This window comes from Clostridium coskatii, from assembly GCF_001675205.1.
In the GTDB taxonomy this organism is placed as follows: Bacteria; Bacillota; Clostridia; order Clostridiales; family Clostridiaceae; genus Clostridium_B; species Clostridium_B ljungdahlii.
Genome location: NZ_LROR01000054.1, coordinates 43,331 through 60,157 on the forward strand (window position 1 = coordinate 43,331; position 16,827 = coordinate 60,157).

At 30.4% G+C, this 16,827-nt stretch carries 17 protein-coding genes; 15 read left to right on the forward strand and 2 right to left on the reverse strand.

Features of this window, described 5'->3' with window-relative positions:
• Positions 1 to 3: 3 nt before the first annotated feature.
• Both coaD and CLCOS_RS12715 read left to right on the forward strand, forming a co-directional pair.
• The gene (gene coaD / locus CLCOS_RS12710; protein ID WP_013237937.1) at positions 4 to 498 is read left to right on the forward strand and encodes a pantetheine-phosphate adenylyltransferase; all 495 of its coding nucleotides are present in this window, start codon (positions 4 to 6) and stop codon (positions 496 to 498) included.
• A gap of 21 nt (positions 499 to 519) precedes the next feature.
• Entirely contained in the window at positions 520 to 1,044 is a 525-nt protein-coding gene (locus tag CLCOS_RS12715) for a hypothetical protein (protein WP_023163109.1), read from the forward strand.
• Here the strand turns inward: CLCOS_RS12715 and ylbJ are convergent.
• Positions 1,027 to 2,193 (reverse strand): sporulation integral membrane protein YlbJ, encoded by a 1,167-nt coding sequence (gene ylbJ / locus CLCOS_RS12720; RefSeq protein ID WP_013237939.1) that lies wholly within the window; start codon positions 2,191 to 2,193, stop codon positions 1,027 to 1,029. The two genes, CLCOS_RS12715 and ylbJ, sit on opposite strands and share 18 nt — an antisense overlap.
• An 80-nt stretch (positions 2,194 to 2,273) precedes the next feature.
• Positions 2,274 to 3,503 carry a nucleotidyltransferase gene (locus CLCOS_RS12725; RefSeq protein WP_013237940.1) on the reverse strand — a complete coding sequence of 410 codons (1,230 nt, stop codon included), beginning with the start codon at positions 3,501 to 3,503 and terminating at the stop codon, positions 2,274 to 2,276.
• Positions 3,504 to 3,913: 410 nt separating this feature from the next.
• On the opposite strand from CLCOS_RS12725, the gene pta reads away from it, so the two are divergent.
• The 13 genes from pta (at position 3,914) to ffh (ending at position 16,810) form a co-directional block, all read left to right on the forward strand.
• Positions 3,914 to 4,915, forward strand: coding sequence for a phosphate acetyltransferase (pta, locus tag CLCOS_RS12730; RefSeq protein WP_013237942.1), 1,002 nt, complete (start codon positions 3,914 to 3,916; stop codon positions 4,913 to 4,915).
• 44 nt (positions 4,916 to 4,959) lie between these two features.
• Entirely contained in the window at positions 4,960 to 6,156 is a 1,197-nt protein-coding gene (locus tag CLCOS_RS12735; protein WP_063600185.1) for an acetate kinase, read from the forward strand.
• A gap of 63 nt (positions 6,157 to 6,219) precedes the next feature.
• Positions 6,220 to 6,723: a YceD family protein gene (locus tag CLCOS_RS12740; protein ID WP_063600186.1), complete on the forward strand. Its 504-nt coding sequence runs from the start codon at positions 6,220 to 6,222 to the stop codon at positions 6,721 to 6,723.
• Between the two features lie 13 nt (positions 6,724 to 6,736).
• The gene (rpmF, locus tag CLCOS_RS12745; RefSeq protein ID WP_013237945.1) at positions 6,737 to 6,922 is read left to right on the forward strand and encodes a 50S ribosomal protein L32; all 186 of its coding nucleotides are present in this window, start codon (positions 6,737 to 6,739) and stop codon (positions 6,920 to 6,922) included.
• A gap of 112 nt (positions 6,923 to 7,034) precedes the next feature.
• Positions 7,035 to 8,048, forward strand: a complete 1,014-nt coding sequence (gene plsX / locus CLCOS_RS12750) for a phosphate acyltransferase PlsX (protein WP_063600187.1) — start codon at positions 7,035 to 7,037, stop codon at positions 8,046 to 8,048.
• Positions 8,049 to 8,166: 118 nt separating this feature from the next.
• Complete coding sequence (acpP, locus tag CLCOS_RS12755) at positions 8,167 to 8,400, forward strand: acyl carrier protein (protein ID WP_013237947.1); 234 nt, start codon at positions 8,167 to 8,169, stop codon at positions 8,398 to 8,400.
• Between the two features lie 145 nt (positions 8,401 to 8,545).
• Positions 8,546 to 9,253, forward strand: a complete 708-nt coding sequence (rnc, locus tag CLCOS_RS12760) for a ribonuclease III (RefSeq protein WP_063600188.1) — start codon at positions 8,546 to 8,548, stop codon at positions 9,251 to 9,253.
• An 18-nt stretch (positions 9,254 to 9,271) separates the two neighbouring features.
• A complete protein-coding gene (locus CLCOS_RS12765) occupies positions 9,272 to 10,339 on the forward strand; it encodes an elongator complex protein 3 (RefSeq protein ID WP_063600189.1) in 1,068 nt (355 codons plus the stop codon).
• A gap of 25 nt (positions 10,340 to 10,364) precedes the next feature.
• Positions 10,365 to 10,460, forward strand: coding sequence for a hypothetical protein (locus CLCOS_RS21995; protein ID WP_023163115.1), 96 nt, complete (start codon positions 10,365 to 10,367; stop codon positions 10,458 to 10,460).
• A gap of 14 nt (positions 10,461 to 10,474) precedes the next feature.
• Positions 10,475 to 14,038 carry a chromosome segregation protein SMC gene (gene smc / locus CLCOS_RS12770; protein ID WP_063600190.1) on the forward strand — a complete coding sequence of 1,188 codons (3,564 nt, stop codon included), beginning with the start codon at positions 10,475 to 10,477 and terminating at the stop codon, positions 14,036 to 14,038.
• A 34-nt stretch (positions 14,039 to 14,072) separates the two neighbouring features.
• Complete coding sequence (gene ftsY, locus CLCOS_RS12775) at positions 14,073 to 14,984, forward strand: signal recognition particle-docking protein FtsY (RefSeq protein ID WP_013237951.1); 912 nt, start codon at positions 14,073 to 14,075, stop codon at positions 14,982 to 14,984.
• Between the two features lie 124 nt (positions 14,985 to 15,108).
• Positions 15,109 to 15,444 carry a putative DNA-binding protein gene (locus CLCOS_RS12780; RefSeq protein WP_023163117.1) on the forward strand — a complete coding sequence of 112 codons (336 nt, stop codon included), beginning with the start codon at positions 15,109 to 15,111 and terminating at the stop codon, positions 15,442 to 15,444.
• Between the two features lie 16 nt (positions 15,445 to 15,460).
• On the forward strand, positions 15,461 to 16,810 hold the full coding sequence (gene ffh / locus CLCOS_RS12785; RefSeq protein WP_063600191.1) for a signal recognition particle protein: 1,350 nt from the start codon (positions 15,461 to 15,463) through the stop codon (positions 16,808 to 16,810).
• Positions 16,811 to 16,827: the final 17 nt, after the last annotated feature.

Below are 16,827 nucleotides of genomic sequence, written 5' to 3' on the forward strand. Positions count from 1 at the left end.
ATTATGAAGACTGCGGTATATCCCGGAAGTTTTGATCCAATAACCAATGGGCATTTAGACATAATAAATAGGGCATCTAAAGTATTTGATCATTTGATAGTTGGAGTACTAATTAATCCTGAAAAACAGGGCCTATTTAATATTGAAGAAAGAGTAAAATTAATTCAAAAGGTAGTGAAAGATATACCTAATGTAAAAGTTGAAAGCTTTAGCGGTCTGTTAATAGATTTTATGAAAAAAAATGACATTCAAGTTATAGTAAAAGGACTGAGAGCAGTATCAGATTTTGAATATGAATTTCAGATGTCTCTTATGAATAAAAAGCTAGATTCTGATAAAGAGACAGTATTTATGATGACTAGTGCCATGAATTCCTATTTGAGCTCATCCTCGGTAAAGCAAGTTGCTATGTTTGGGGGATGTATTAAAGGTTTAGTACCTGAAGAAATAAGGTTTGATATTATAAACAAGATTAATAGAGTTTATAAAAAGTGCTAAGGTATCTTAGGGGGAAAAATTATGGATGCTATTAAATTAATAGAATATCTTGAAGAAATTATAGATACATCTGCAAAAGTTCCTATGACAGGGAAGGTTATGGTGAATAAAAAGGAAATTTTAGATGTGCTTCAAAAAATAGTGGATTATCTTCCTAGCGAGCTTAAAAAGGCACAGTGGATAGTAAACGAAAAAGAGAGAATTTTAAGTGAAGCTGTACAAGAATCTGAAACTATGAAAAAAGAAAATTTGAGTTTGTTAAGACGTCAAATAGAAAACCATGATATTACCAAAGAAGCTAATATGAGGGCAGAAGAAATTATATCATCTGCGAAGAAAAACGCCAAGGCAATAAGACTAGGCGCTCGAGACTATGCAGATGAACTATTAAGCCAGTTGGACAATGAATTATCAAGGAAAAATGATGAGATGCTAGCAACGCTGAAAGTAGAACTTCAAAAGATGTTAAATAATTTAGTAAACAGCATGGATCTAAAGACTGAAGATATAAGAGCAAATATAAAAGAACTAAGAGACATGAAATAATTGCTTTAATTTATATAAAATCCAGGGAGTAATAAGCAAAATTATAGTAAGTATAAACAAGTTATTAAAGTATGTAGTTATTTTATAATAAGGTAGAAAAGTTTCTTGCGATAATTTTAAAGAGAATAGGTTATAAAGTGATAAGCTAAATATGGAACATATTATTCCCTGTAGTATTTTTCTAAGAGAATATTTTTTTAAAGATATTTTAAATTTATAAGTAAAAGAGTACACTTGAGATATAATTGATAGTCCGCTGAAGGTGAATAAAAAACTTACTAGTATAATTTTTAAATTAAGGGAGGCAGTAGAAGATGATATTAAGCTGCATCCATTAGTCATTTCTATCATTCCAAGGAAAATTCCTTCCATTATGTTACCCGAAATATGAGTTATACGTGAAATGCTACTAATTAGTAAATTAAATAGAATATTATTTTTTAAAATACTATTTACAACAGAAAATAATATGACAAATCCACCTATTGATATGCAGTTTTTTAAAGAATCTTCAATACTGTTTTTAAATACCTTTCCGATATTTTCACTTTCATGAGAGTGATTTCTATAAGCAATAGGTTTGTAATATGTTTTTTTAGAAGGTATCAAAAAACTCATAACTATACAAGATAGCAAATTAGAAAGTAATAGTATATACCCTATAAAAGAGCTCTTTAGCATGGAAACTCCAACAGAACCTAGCATAAAGAGAGGACTTGCATTAGAAGCTATATTTAAAAGCCTCTCGCAGGTGAAAAGGTCTATTATTTTTTTTTCATAAAGTTGACAAGCATATTTTGCTCCAAGGGGATACCCACAAAGTGTGCTTATAATTAATACGAAGCTGCAGTTAGTTGGGAGTCTTAAGGGTTTGCACAGGGCTTTGCCTATTAATTTTGAATATATGTACACTCCATCACAAGAGAGTATTATGTTGGATACAACTAAAAATGAAAATAAAGATGGAAATACCTTGTAAAAAAATAATAGACTACCTGAAATTACCCCATCTATACATAGCTTTGGTGCAAGTATAATTTCAATTATAAAAATTGAACATACTATAGTTATAAGTAAATTTTTATCTTTTAGTAAAATAAAAAGAAGTATTAATATTGCAAATATTAATAGATAAAATAAAACTTCCAAGAATGTCACCTACTTTTTAAAAAATTTATTGAATATAAACACAGTTTATTAAATTATATTTAAAAAGTAGGAAACTTATTCTAAATTTGATCTGCCATGATGGGACTTTGAAGGTAATCATTGTTAAAAGGTATATTTTTGTTTAATAGACTATAGGCTTTTGTGCACTGTATGTCTAATTCAAGCATTTCACTTATTTTTTTTGGCATTTTTACGTAAATTGGAATAGAAGAGTTATTTTTCATTTCCTTAAGTACTTTTATACCGGTAGAATTAAATCCTAAGACTCTTCCATAGGGACATATATTTCTTCTCAATATTTCAGAATTTAAATTTTCAAATCCTAAAAAAAACTGGCATAATATTCTACTTATTCTGCTGTAAGTATATCTTTTGGTTTTAGATTTAATTATTATATCGCTGTAGGAACAATTATTCTGTAGAGATTTGAGTATTCTATTTTCAATTCCTTCGGATATGTCAGGTAAATTTTTAATTTTATTTTCATATAGAAAGGATTTATATCTTAAATAGGGCACCATACAATCTTCGAAAATAAAGCCACATCCAGTAGATTGAACTTTCTTTAAAATAGAAAGTACATTTTCTGGAATATTAGAACTTAAGTCATTTATGTTCCCATTTAATTTTAAGAAATTACGTATAGATGATGCACTGGAAAAAGATTGCTCTATGTTTAAGCTATTATATGAACTTCCAATTCTTTTTATTGATATGGGAGTAATATTGCTTTTTATTCTTATTAGGTTTTTTAAATATTCTATACCTAAAATATTGTTTGGAGATTGAAGTATTTCATCTATATTGTACTTTGTAAGAGAACTTTTAGTATTTAATAGAAAATTATTTAAAGCACTATTTCGTGCAGAAGGATAGGACATACCCTGTGACATTTTTTCCTTTAAAAATAATTTAAATTGGGTAGGCTCTTCTGCAAGAATTTTTGCAATAGATTTCAGCAAGTTTATATTACTATATTCGCTTCCAAAACAAAGATTTTTTACTACACCCAAGTTTTCTAAGAGACTTACAGCACCATAGGCAAAAAATTCAGCAGAAGATAGACTGTAGATAACAGGAAGTTCAAATACCAGGTCTACTCCATTTAGAAGTGCCATTTTGGTTTTAGTCCATTTGTCAACTATAGATGGTGAACCTCTTTGCACGAAGTTACCACTCATAACTGCTATTACAGCATCACATTTTGTAGCAGAACGAGCACTTTCAATATGATATTTATGTCCATTGTGAAAGGGATTATATTCAACTATTATTCCAGTTACGTTCATAGAAATTTTCCTTTCTAAAATATTTTATTCCATGTCAAGAACTCTGTTTATTTCATTAAAGAACTATAAGTACAAAGTATAGGGCATTTGAAAAAATAGGCTAGTATATTGATTGATTATTTATTTTAAAATGCCTAAGTGAAATATATACATATTATAACAATAAAATAAGTATTAGTGTAGGATTTTTAAATAGAGTATCTATTTTCAGATTAAATTTTTGCTTATTTGATTTACATTATATAATATTGAGTAAAGTATTGACTAGCAAAATTTTTTGATACTTTAATTTGTGAAATTTCTTATCAAAAGTTATATTTTTGAATGATTTTTATTGAAAAATACAACTAAAAAGGATTATAGTATAAGTGTGTGTAATTTTGTGTTAAATTTAAAGGGAGGAAATGAACATGAAATTGATGGAAAAAATTTGGAGTAAGGCAAAGGAAGACAAAAAAAAGATTGTCTTAGCTGAAGGAGAAGAAGAAAGAACTCTTCAAGCTTGTGAAAAAATAATTAAAGAGGGTATTGCAAATTTAATCCTTGTAGGGAATGAAAAGGTAATAAAAGAAAAAGCGTCAAAATTAGGTGTAAGTTTAAATGGAGCAGAAATAGTAGATCCAGAGACTTCAGATAAACTAAAGGCATATGCAGATGCTTTTTATGAATTGAGAAAGAAGAAGGGAATAACGCCAGAAAAAGCGGATAAAATAGTAAGAGATCCAATATACTTTGCTACAATGATGGTTAAACTTGGAGATGCAGATGGATTGGTTTCAGGTGCGGTTCATACTACAGGTGATCTTTTGAGACCAGGACTTCAAATAGTAAAGACAGCTCCAGGTACATCAGTAGTTTCCAGTACATTTATAATGGAAGTACCAAATTGTGAGTATGGTGACAATGGTGTACTTCTATTTGCTGATTGTGCTGTAAATCCATGCCCAGATAGTGATCAATTGGCTTCAATTGCAATAAGTACAGCAGAAACTGCAAAGAACTTATGTGGAATGGATCCAAAAGTAGCAATGCTTTCATTTTCTACTAAGGGAAGTGCAAAACACGAATTAGTAGACAAAGTTAGAAATGCTGTAGAGATTGCAAAAAAAGCTAAACCAGATTTAAGTTTAGACGGAGAATTACAATTAGATGCCTCTATCGTAGAAAAGGTTGCAAGTTTAAAGGCTCCTGGAAGTGAAGTAGCAGGAAAAGCAAATGTACTTGTATTTCCAGATCTCCAAGCAGGAAATATAGGCTATAAACTCGTTCAAAGATTTGCAAAAGCCGATGCTATAGGACCTGTATGCCAAGGATTTGCAAAACCTATAAATGATTTGTCAAGGGGATGTAATTCTGATGATATAGTAAATGTAGTAGCTGTAACAGCAGTTCAAGCACAAGCTCAAAAATAATAACAAAAAGCATAAATGATTCATTTTTAGGAGGAATATTAAACATGAAAATATTAGTAGTAAACTGTGGAAGTTCATCTTTAAAATATCAACTTATTGATATGCAAGATGAAAGTGTTGTAGCAAAGGGTCTTGTAGAAAGAATAGGAATGGACGGTTCAATTTTAACACACAAAGTTAATGGAGAAAAGTTTGTTACAGAGCAACCAATGGAAGACCATAAAGTTGCTATACAATTAGTATTAAATGCTCTTGTAGATAAAAAACATGGTGTAATAAAAGACATGTCAGAAATATCCGCTGTAGGACATAGGGTTTTGCACGGTGGAAAGAAATATGCAGCATCCATTCTTATTGACGAAAATGTAATGAAAGCAATAGAAGAATGTATCCCACTAGGACCACTACATAATCCAGCTAATATAATGGGAATAGATGCTTGTAAAAAATTAATGCCAAATACTCCAATGGTAGCAGTATTTGATACAGCATTTCATCAGACAATGCCAGATTATGCTTACATGTATGCAATACCTTATGATGTATCTGAAAAATATGATATCAGAAAATATGGTTTCCATGGAACTTCTCATAGATTCGTTTCAATTGAAGCAGCTAAGTTATTAAAGAAGGATCCAAAAGATCTTAAGTTAATAACTTGTCATTTAGGAAATGGAGCTAGTATATGTGCGGTAAACCAAGGAAAAGCAGTAGATACAACTATGGGACTTACTCCCCTTGCAGGACTTGTAATGGGAACTAGATGTGGTGATATAGATCCAGCTATAATACCATTTGTAATGAAAAGAACAGGTATGTCTGTAGATGAAATGGATACTTTAATGAACAAAAAGTCAGGAATACTTGGAGTATCAGGAGTAAGCAGTGATTTTAGAGATGTAGAAGAAGCTGCAAATTCAGGAAATGATAGAGCAAAGCTTGCATTAAATATGTATTATCACAAAGTTAAATCTTTCATAGGAGCTTATGTTGCAGTCTTAAATGGAGCAGATGCTATAATATTTACAGCAGGACTTGGAGAAAATTCAGCTACTAGCAGATCTGCTATATGTAATGGATTAAGCTATTTTGGAATTAAAATAGATGAAGAAAAGAATAAGAAAAGGGGAGAAGCACTAGAAATAAGCACACCTGATTCAAAGATAAAAGTATTAGTAATTCCTACAAATGAAGAACTTATGATAGCTAGGGATACAAAAGAAATAGTTGAAAATAAATAAGACTTGACTTTTAATGCTCATCTCTATATAATAGGTTGTGGCTAATATATAGAGGTGAGTGATATGAAATTAAATGTATCAGATTTACTAAGTGAAGAAGTTGTTACAAAGGACATAAATGTTACAGTAGAAGAAAAGGGATTCTATGATGGAAGTGAATACATAAAGTTATTAGAGCCTCTAAAGTTTAGCGGAACTTTAAGTAAAGAAGGAGATATTCTTCTGTTGGAAGGAAGAATTAATACTTTACTAGAGCTCACTTGTTCACGATGTCTAGGTAAATTCTCTTATGCTGTGAATGTTGCTATTACTGAAAGATTTACAAATAATAACAAGGAAAATAAGGATGATGAAGCCATCTTTATAGATAGTAATATCATTGATATTACGGAAATAATAGAAAATAACATTATATTAATTTTACCAATTAAGAGGCTTTGCAGCGAGAATTGTAAAGGGTTATGCCAACAGTGCGGCACTAACTTAAATAATTCTAAATGTCAGTGCAAAAGCGATGATATTGATCCGAGATTGGCAAAGCTAAAAGATATGTTTTTCACTGATTAAGGAGGTGTTTACTGTGGGAAATCCAGCCAGCAGAATATCAAAAGCAAAAAGAGACTCAAGAAGAGCACAGACTTTTAAATTAGGTTTACCAGGCTTAGTTGAGTGTCCTCAGTGCCATGAAATGAAACTTGCACATAGAGTTTGTAAGAATTGTGGATATTATAAAGGTAAGGAAATCATTTCAACTGAAAATAAATAAAAGAAAGTCATTTGACTTTCTTTTTTTGTTCATAGGGTCTATAAAGGTTAGATCATATTAAGTAACAAAATTAGGTAACAAAGGTCCAGAATATAGGATAGGATGTGAAAATATGATAATTGCTGTGGATGGTATGGGAGGAGATTTTGCACCTTGTGCCGTAGTGGAAGGTGTGGTAGAAGCAGTTAAAAAGCAAGATGTAAATATAATAATAACCGGCCCAAAAGAGCAAATTGAAAATGAATTAGCTAAATATAATTATCCTAAGGACAAAATAGATATTTTAAACACTAAAGAGGTTATAGCTACAGGTGAATCTCCAGTTATGGCTTTAAGAAAAAAAAAGGATTCTAGCTTAGTTAAAGCACTTAATCTTGTAAAAGAAGGTAAAGCAGATGCTGTTATATCAGCAGGAAGCACAGGGGCATTTATGGCAGGTTCCACTTTAATCGTAGGGCGAATTAGAGGGGTAGATAGAGTAGCACTAGCTCCTATAATGCCAGGGAAAAATGGAAAATTCATGGTAATAGATGCAGGAGCAAATGTTGACTGTAAGCCTCAGTATTTGCAGCAATTTTCTCTTATGGGCAAGATATATTTTGAAAGCATATTAAAGGTAAATAATCCATCTATAGGTCTTATAAATATAGGTGAAGAAGAGGAAAAGGGAAATGAACTGGCTAAAAATGCATATAAACTTTTGAAAAGCATGGATTTTAACTTTGTGGGAAATGTAGAACCAAGAGATGTTACTAATGGAGATGTGAACGTATTAGTTTGTGATGGAGTAGTAGGGAACACAGTTTTAAAGATGTATGAGGGAGTAGCGTTAAATTTATTTTCTATGTTAAAAGAAGAGATTATGAAATCCTTTAGCAGTAAGTTGGCAGCTTTTATTTTAAAACCTGCTTTTAAAAGTTTAAAAAGTAAATTGGATTATACAGAATATGGTGGTTCTCCTTTTTTAGGATGTAAGGGTATATGTGTAAAGGCTCATGGAAGTTCTAATGGAAAAGCTTTTAAAAATGCAGTAATGCAAGCCATAAGCTGTTATGAAAATAATGTTATTGATAAAATAAAATTTGAAATAGAAAAAATACATAATGTAGAAAGTAATAATATATAAAGTATATAATATAAATGTATTGATATAATATAAGTTAGTATAATAAATATATTTATTATTGACGGTATATAACTTATGTAATATTATTTATGTATGAAAAATTTTTGGAGGCGAAATTATGATTTTTGAAAAAATACAAAAAATAATATCTGAACAACTTGGAATTGGCTCTGATGAAATAAAAATGGAATCATCTTTTATTGACGATTTAGGTGCAGATTCCCTTGATATCGTTGAGTTAATAATGGCTCTTGAAACAGAGTTTGATATTGAAATACCAGACGAAGAAGCTGAAAAGGTAAAAACAGTGGGAGATGTAGTTGAGTACATAAAAGCTCATACTGAAGAATAAACAGAGTATATGCTTAAAAGTCCCGTTAAATCGGGACTTTTAATTTAAATCTTTGATTACAGTAATGAATTTATTCTTGAGTTTGTTTTTTATATAGTTGGTCTATGGCAAACTGAAGAATAAACTTCAAAAGGAGAATTAGAAAATGGAAGAGATAGGCTTTATTGAATTACTAGAAAAGAAATTTAATATGAGTTTTAACAACAAGGAAATCATAGAAGTAGCTTTAACTCATAGTTCATATGCTAATGGTAGAAAAAATATAAAATTTAATGAAAGATTAGAATTTTTAGGAGATTCTGTATTGCAGCTTTGTATATCAGAATACTTATTTTTAAAATATAAAAGTAAACCTGAAGGAGAGCTTACAAAAAAAAGGTCTCTTATAGTTTGTGAAAATTCCCTTTATCATGTAGCCAAAAAATGGAATCTCGGTAAATACATAAAAATGAGTAAGGGAGAAGAAATTACAGGAGGAAGAGAAAGAACTTCCATATTGGCAGATTGTGTTGAAGCAATTATTGCTGCAATTTATTTGAATTTTGGATATGAGAAGACAGGAAAGTTTATAATTGAAAATTTTGAAGATATTATAGAAAATGCTATTAAAAATAGAATAATTATGGATTATAAAACCAAGCTTCAAGAAACGTTACAAAAAGATGGGGATGTATCTATAGAATATAACCTAGTAAAATATGAAGGACCTCCTCATAGAAGAAAGTTTTATACTGAAGTGTGTACAGAAAAAAATGTTTTGGGCAGCGGTGTAGGATACAGCAAAAAGGAATCAGAGCAGAATGCAGCTCAGGATGCTTTGATGAAATTAAATGTAAAAGTAAGTATGCTTTAGGAATGAGGATAAGTCAAAATGAAACATTATATAATACCTATATTTGTACCTAATGAAGGATGCCCCCATAATTGTGTATTTTGTGATCAGACTGCGATTACGGGAAATGAGGAAAAAGTTGATGCCTGTTTTACTAGAAATACTATAAATCAGTATTTAAAAACTATAAAACGAGAAAATTCCGTAGTAGAAGTATCTTTTTTTGGAGGTACTTTTACTGCAATCCCCATGGAAAGGCAAAATGAACTTTTAAGTGTGGCTAAGGAGTATAAGGATAGAGGAGATATAGATCTTATACATATGTCAACAAGACCAGACTATATAGACAAAAGTATACTGGATAACTTAAAAAGCTATTCTGTAGACGTTATAGAACTTGGTGTACAGTCATTAAATGAAGAAGTACTTATAAAATCAGGAAGAGGGCATTCTGCAGATGATGTTGTTAAAGCATCTTCTCTTATAAGGGAGTATGGATTCACATTAGGACATCAGATTATGCTGGGGTTACCTTCAGATACTTTCGAAAAAGATATGGAAACTGTAAAAAGATCCGTACTTATGAATCCGGATATATACAGATTATACCCTGCTCTTGTAATAAAGGGAACTTTCATGGAGACCATGTACAAAAAAGGTGTATATAAACCTTATACATTAGATGAAGCAGTGGATATATGCAGAAATTTATATTACATTTTGCGAAAAAATAAAATAAATGTAATAAGAATGGGACTCCAACCTACAGAAGAAATAAATGTAGGTAAAGATGTAATAGCAGGTCCTTTTCATCCTGCTTTTAGGGAACTGGTAGAAGGAAGTATTTACAATAGTATGATAGAGGACAGTATATCAGAGTATTATGAGGGAAATGTAGTTATAAAGATAAACAATAGGGATATTTCAAAGTTGTATGCAAATAAAAGAAAATATTTTAATGAGATGAAAAAGAAATTTGGTAAATGTTTTGTAAAAGTTATTCAAGATCTTTCAATTAGTAGGGAAAACATAGTTATAATTGAAGAGGGAGTAACTAAATCTATATCTATAGATGAATATATAGAAGATAAGTGTAAAGAAAGGTAGAGTTTTTTAAAGGAGTGTGTGTATTATGAAAAAGAATACTAGAGATAAAATGATGAAGGTAATGATAGTTTTTGTAGTGCTTATGTTTTTAGTTACGCTTCTTCCAATGCTTTTTAGATAAGGGGCTGCTTTTCGATGTTTTTAAAGAATATAGAGATAAGAGGATTCAAATCCTTTGCAGACAAGACGGAACTTATATTTAAAGGAGGAGTTACCTCTATAGTAGGGCCAAATGGAAGTGGAAAGAGCAATATTTCTGATGCAATTAAGTGGGTGTTAGGGGAACAAAGCGTGAAAAGCCTTAGAGGTGGAAAGATGGAAGATGTAATTTTTGCTGGTACTCAATATAGAAAACCAGTTGGATTATGTCAGGTTTCCCTTACCTTAAATAATGAGGATAAGAAACTTCCTATTGATTATTCTGATGTAACTGTTTCAAGAAGACTTTATAGATCTGGAGAAAGTGAATACTATATAAATAATACTCAGTGTAGATTAAAAGATGTAAATGAACTATTTATGGACACAGGTATAGGAAGAGAAGGTTATTCAATAATAGGACAAGGTAAAATAGATGCCTTATTGAGTGGAAAACCTGAAGATAGAAGAAGTGTACTGGAAGAAGCTGCAGGTATTGTTAAATTTAAGTGGAGAAAAGAAGAAGCAGAAAAAAAACTGTCAAATACCGATGCCAATTTGGTAAGAATAGAAGATATTTTAGAAACTCATACTGAAAGGTTAGAATCACTTAAAGAGGAAAATGACAAGGCTAATGAATTTTTGAAACTATCAAAGAATCTGAAGGAAAAGGAAATAAATTTATTAGTTCATTCTATGGAAAAAATAGAAAGTAAAATTGGAGAAAACCAAAAATCTACAGATTTTATGGATAAAGAAGTTAAAGAATTGAATTTGGAATTTGTGGATTTAAAATGTAAGATAACAAATGGAAATGAGCAAATTGAGGATTTTAACAATAAAAATTCTGACTGTAAAACAAATTACTATGGAGACCGAGAACGTGTTCAACAAACAGAGGGTGAAATAAAGCTTTTAAAACAAAGAATAGAAAATTTAAAGGAAACTATAGAAAAAAATTTTTTAGAGTTAAAACAAGTTGAAGAATCTAACAGAAAAAAGCTGCAGCAGGTGGAACTTCAAAAAGATGGCATTTCCAAGTTAAAAGCGGATAAGGATAAATTAGAGAATGATATATCTGAGTATAACGATAATATAGGAAATGTACAAAAAAATGCAGTAGAAAGAGAAGATTTATATAAGAAATTAAAGGATGATCAGATAGAATATTTAAGTAATATATCTAACTTAAAAAATGACATATCTTCTGCACAAAAGGAAATAGAAGATACTCTGGATAAAATTAATAATATGAAAAGCTCCTGTGAAAGCTATGTTCATTCTATAAAAATAAATGCTAGTACCAAAGATATGCTGGTTTCAAAAGTATCTAGTATAAAAAAACTAATATCGGAATATCAAGACAAGGTTAAAGAAAATAAAAGGAAAATTTCAAAATTTAATACTAATCTTGTTTTAGAAGAAAAAAATCTTAAAGAATTAAACAAAACTTATAACAAATTAGAGGCAAATTATGCTGTGCTTTTGAATTTACAGCAGCACTATGAAGGATATAATAGGTCCGTAAAATCACTTATGAAGGATATAAAAGATAAGGCAGTAAGAGTACCTGAAAACAGCTGTTTTTTGCTTGGAGAGGTTATAGAGTTACCTAAAGAGTATGAAACTTGTATAGAGGTTGCCCTTGGCAGTGCTATATCCAATATAATAACTGAAGACGAAATTACGGCCAAAGCTCTCATAAAGCATTTGAAGAATAAAAATATGGGAAGAGCTACTTTTTTGCCCCTTAATATAATAAAGGGAAAAAAGATTTCTAATAGTGAAAGGTTTAAGGGTATAAGTGGATATATAGGGATCGCTAGTGAGGTCATAAATTATAAAGATAAGTTTAAAAATGCACTTGAATATGTACTTGGAAGAACAGTTATATGTGAAGACATGGATAGTGCGCTTAAAATAGCTAAATTAAGTGGATATAGTTTTAGAATAGTTACTTTAGCTGGAGATGTAGTAAATTCAGGAGGATCCCTTACTGGTGGAAGTTTTCAAAAAAAGAGCAGCAATATAATAGGGCGAAAACGTGAAATAGAAGAAAGTGCAATTAAAATAAATAAAACAAGTGAATCTCTAAAAGATTTAAATGGAAAAGTACAAGAATATAAAAAATGTATAAAAGAATTGGATGAAGAAATTTTAGATTTAAAGGAAAAAGGTTATTCTGAAAATATAGAATTGACTAAGATTCAGGGAAAAATAAATAATATAGATAATGAAAGCTCTAAATTAATAGAAAATATGAAAATATCAAATAGAGAGATAGATATTTTGACTAAAAATAAAGAGCTGAAGGAAAAAAATCTGGAGGATAAAAAGAAAAAATTAGAAAATTCCTTGGGACAACAAAACAAAAATGATAGCTCTATTTTAAAAATAGAAAAGGAATTGGAAGAAAATAAAAGTAATATAGAAAAAATGAAGGAAAAACTTTTAGATTTCAAAGTAAAAAAGGCTCAATTAGATGAAAGTATCTTAAATGAAAACAGAGAACTTAAGAGATTGACAGATGAAATACAAGAATTAAGCGTGAAAAAATCCAGGATAATTGAGCAAAATAAAGATTGTGAAAATAATATACATAATCAAGAGTTGAAGGTAAATGAGAATAAAGAAAAAATACGAGTCTTAAAGAAAAGTATAGAAATTTTAAAAAATAATATAGAGGAAAATGATAAAGAGCTTATAAAATTAAAGGATAGCGTAAAAAAATGTAATGAAAAGTTAGAAAGTTTAACTCTTTTAATAAATAAGAAAGAAGAAAAGCTTCATAAAGTGCAGGTAGTTTTAGCTAGGCTTAATTCAGAAAAAGAAAATATGTGTTTAAAACTAAAAAATGAAATTAAAATTACTTACGAAGAAGCCCTAAAATATAAAAAAGACATAGAAAATTTAGATAAATATAATTCAGATGTAGTAAATTTGAAAAATAGTATTTCTAAATTAGGAATAGTAAATTTGGGTGCTATACAGGAGTATAGCGATTTGAGAGAAAAGGTAACATTCTTAAGTACTCAAAGAGAAGATTTGGTAAAATCAAAAGAAGAGTTAAATAATGTAATAGATGCTATGACTGAAAAAATGAGAACCGTATTCAAAAAAAATTTTGATAGATTAAAAGAAAGTTTTAATGAAACGTTTAAAGAGTTGTTTAAAGGTGGAAGTGCAGATTTAATAATTACAGGTGGAGATGAACTTAGTGGGAATATAGATATAACAGTTCAGCCCCCAGGAAAAAGGCTTCAAAACATAAATCTAATGTCTGGAGGGGAAAAGGGGTTATCTGCTATAGCACTTTTATTTGCAATACTTAAGATAAAACCTACTCCTTTTTGTATATTGGATGAAATAGAAGCTGCCCTTGACGATGCAAATGTAGCACGATATGCAAGCTTCCTAAAGAAGTTTTCAAATGAGACTCAGTTTATTGTTATAACTCATAGAAGAGGAACTATGGAGGCAAGTGATGTGCTTTATGGAGTTACTATGCAGGAAAAAGGTGTTTCAAAAATTGTTTCTGTAAGTTTAAAAGATGAATATTAAATATACCTAAAAAAGATGAAAGGATGTGCCAAACATGCTAAAAGGATTTTTTGATAAATTAAAAAATGGACTTGAAAAAACCAAAAGTAATTTAACTGGAAAAATAAGCGACATGTTAACTAGTGCTGTTAGTATAGATGATGACTTGTATGAAGAATTGGAAGAGATACTTATAACAGCAGATATAGGTGTTGAAACAACTACTTATATTATAGATAAATTAAAAGAAAAGATAAAAGAACAAAAAATAAAGGACCCTTCTCTTATAAACCAGTGCTTAAAGGAAGTTATTATAGACATATTAGGGGATGAAAAAAATAGCATTGAACCTGAAAAAACTCCTGAAATAATCCTTGTAATAGGAGTAAATGGCGTGGGAAAAACTACTTCAATAGGGAAAATGTCTTCAAAACTTAAAGATAGTGGTAATAAAGTAATTATGGCAGCTGCAGATACTTTTAGGGCAGCAGCTATAGATCAATTAGAGGTGTGGAGCAGGAGAGCCGGCGTTGATATAATAAAACATCAGGAAGGTTCTGACCCTGCAGCAGTCATATTTGATGCCATTCAGGCAGCAAAAGCACGAAAAGCTGAAGTGCTCATATGTGATACTGCAGGTAGATTGCATAACAAGAAAAACTTAATGGACGAATTGAGTAAGATAAATAGAGTAATAGAGAGGGAATACAAAGAGGCATTTAAACAAACTTTACTTGTATTAGATGCAACTACGGGGCAAAATGCAGTACAGCAGGCAAAACAATTTACTGAAGTATGTCCTATAGATGGTATAATACTTACTAAGCTAGATGGTACTGCTAAGGGTGGAATTGTAATATCTATTAAACACAGTTTAGATATACCTGTAAAATTAATAGGAGTTGGAGAAGGTATAGATGATCTTCAGGAATTTTGTAGCAGAGATTTTGTAGAGGCATTATTTTAAAATCTGTTAAGTAAAAGTACTTGACACTATTCGAAAATTTTGATATCATATATTTCGTTGGATGAAGAGCTTTTAATTTAGGCAGTCTAGCTTCTAATAAATTAATTTAAGTTGAGATGGTATTATGGAAGAGAGAGTACAGCTTTCCATATTACTTGATATATATGGTAAGCTTTTAACTGAGAAACAGCAAGATGTGATGGACTTGTACTATAATGAAGATCTTTCTTTAGCAGAAATATCTGAACACACTAGTACTAGTAGGCAGGCAGTATATGACATAATAAAGAGATGCCACAAACTTTTATTGCAGTATGAAGAAAAGCTTCATTTGTTAGAGAAGAATGAAAAGCTGAAAAAAAGTAAGCAATCTCTTTTAAAATTTATAGATTCACTTTGTTGCAATGAAAATAAAGAAATACTTAGTAAAATAAAGAATTACATAATAGATAATATTTGAATTTAGGAGGATTATCATGGCTTTTGAAGGATTGGCATCTAAACTTCAGGAAACTTTAAAAAAGCTTAGAGGCAAAGGCAAACTTTCTGAAAAAGATATAAAAGATGCTATGAGAGAAGTGAAATTGGCACTTTTAGAGGCAGATGTTAATTACAAAGTTGTGAAAAATTTTATTAAAAGTGTCAGTGAAAAATGTATGGGAGAAGAAGTACTAAAAAGTTTGACTCCAGCACAGCAAGTTATAAAAATAGTAAATGAAGAACTTACGTTATTAATGGGTAAAAATGAGAGTGGAATTGAGTATAATTCCAATGGATTGACTGTAATAATGCTTGTCGGACTTCAAGGTGCAGGAAAAACTACCATGTGTGGCAAATTGGCGCTTCAACTTAGGAAAAAGAATAAGAAACCCCTTCTAGCAGCTTGTGATATATATAGACCTGCTGCAATAAAACAACTTCAAGTAGTTGGAAAAGAAATAGATGTTCCAGTATTTTCAATGGGAGATAAGGTAACAGCAGTAGATATATGTAAAGGGGCTTTAGAATATGCAAAAAACAACAATTTAAATGTAGTTATAATAGATACAGCAGGTAGACTTCAAATAGATGAAGAACTTATGGGTGAATTGAAGCAAATTAAGGAAAATATAAACCCTGATGAAATTATGCTTGTAGTAGATGCAATGACAGGTCAAGATGCAGTTAATGTGGCTTCCAGCTTTAACGAGCAGTTAAATATAAGTGGAGTCATACTTACAAAATTAGACGGAGATACAAGGGGCGGAGCAGCACTATCCATAAGATCTATGACTGATAAACCTATAAAATTTGTAGGTATGGGAGAAAAAATGAATGACCTTCAAGTATTCTATCCAGATAGAATGGCCTCGAGAATACTTGGCATGGGGGATGTGCTTTCGCTTATAGAAAAAGCACAGCAGTCTATAGATAAAGAAGAAGCTGAGAAGTTAGGAAATAGAATGCTGAATAAGGAGTTTAACTTTGAAGATTTTTTGGCTATAATGCAGCAGACTAAAAAAATGGGACCTATAAGTAAGCTTATGGAGATGGTACCAGGAGTTAATATGAAGGAATTGAAGGGAGTAGATTTTTCCAAGGGAGAACAGGAACTTGCAAAAATCGAATGTATAATTAATTCCATGACAGTAAAGGAAAGAAGAAATCCTTCTATTATAAGTGGTTCGTCTTCAAGAAAAAAGAGAATAGCATTGGGTTCTGGTACTACTATACAGATGGTAAATAAACTTCTAAAGGATTTTGAAAAGATTAAGAAGACTATGAAACAGTTAAATGGAATGAAAAAAGGATTTAAGAAGGGATTATTTGGAAAAATGCCTTTTTAAAATAGAGATTTATTGAT

What these genes read in the sequence shown, in the direction of transcription:
- coaD (WP_013237937.1), top strand. Translation starts at nt 4, where the DNA reads ATGAAGACTGCGGTATATCCCGGAAGTTTTGATCCAATAACCAATGGG.
- CLCOS_RS12715 (WP_023163109.1), top strand. Translation starts at nt 520, where the DNA reads ATGGATGCTATTAAATTAATAGAATATCTTGAAGAAATTATAGATACA.
- CLCOS_RS12725 (WP_013237940.1), bottom strand. Translation starts at nt 3,503, where the DNA reads ATGAACGTAACTGGAATAATAGTTGAATATAATCCCTTTCACAATGGA.
- pta (WP_013237942.1), top strand. Translation starts at nt 3,914, where the DNA reads ATGAAATTGATGGAAAAAATTTGGAGTAAGGCAAAGGAAGACAAAAAA.
- CLCOS_RS12735 (WP_063600185.1), top strand. Translation starts at nt 4,960, where the DNA reads ATGAAAATATTAGTAGTAAACTGTGGAAGTTCATCTTTAAAATATCAA.
- CLCOS_RS12740 (WP_063600186.1), top strand. Translation starts at nt 6,220, where the DNA reads ATGAAATTAAATGTATCAGATTTACTAAGTGAAGAAGTTGTTACAAAG.
- plsX (WP_063600187.1), top strand. Translation starts at nt 7,035, where the DNA reads ATGATAATTGCTGTGGATGGTATGGGAGGAGATTTTGCACCTTGTGCC.
- acpP (WP_013237947.1), top strand. Translation starts at nt 8,167, where the DNA reads ATGATTTTTGAAAAAATACAAAAAATAATATCTGAACAACTTGGAATT.
- rnc (WP_063600188.1), top strand. Translation starts at nt 8,546, where the DNA reads ATGGAAGAGATAGGCTTTATTGAATTACTAGAAAAGAAATTTAATATG.
- CLCOS_RS12765 (WP_063600189.1), top strand. Translation starts at nt 9,272, where the DNA reads ATGAAACATTATATAATACCTATATTTGTACCTAATGAAGGATGCCCC.
- CLCOS_RS21995 (WP_023163115.1), top strand. Translation starts at nt 10,365, where the DNA reads ATGAAAAAGAATACTAGAGATAAAATGATGAAGGTAATGATAGTTTTT.
- smc (WP_063600190.1), top strand. Translation starts at nt 10,475, where the DNA reads ATGTTTTTAAAGAATATAGAGATAAGAGGATTCAAATCCTTTGCAGAC.
- ftsY (WP_013237951.1), top strand. Translation starts at nt 14,073, where the DNA reads ATGCTAAAAGGATTTTTTGATAAATTAAAAAATGGACTTGAAAAAACC.
- CLCOS_RS12780 (WP_023163117.1), top strand. Translation starts at nt 15,109, where the DNA reads ATGGAAGAGAGAGTACAGCTTTCCATATTACTTGATATATATGGTAAG.
- ffh (WP_063600191.1), top strand. Translation starts at nt 15,461, where the DNA reads ATGGCTTTTGAAGGATTGGCATCTAAACTTCAGGAAACTTTAAAAAAG.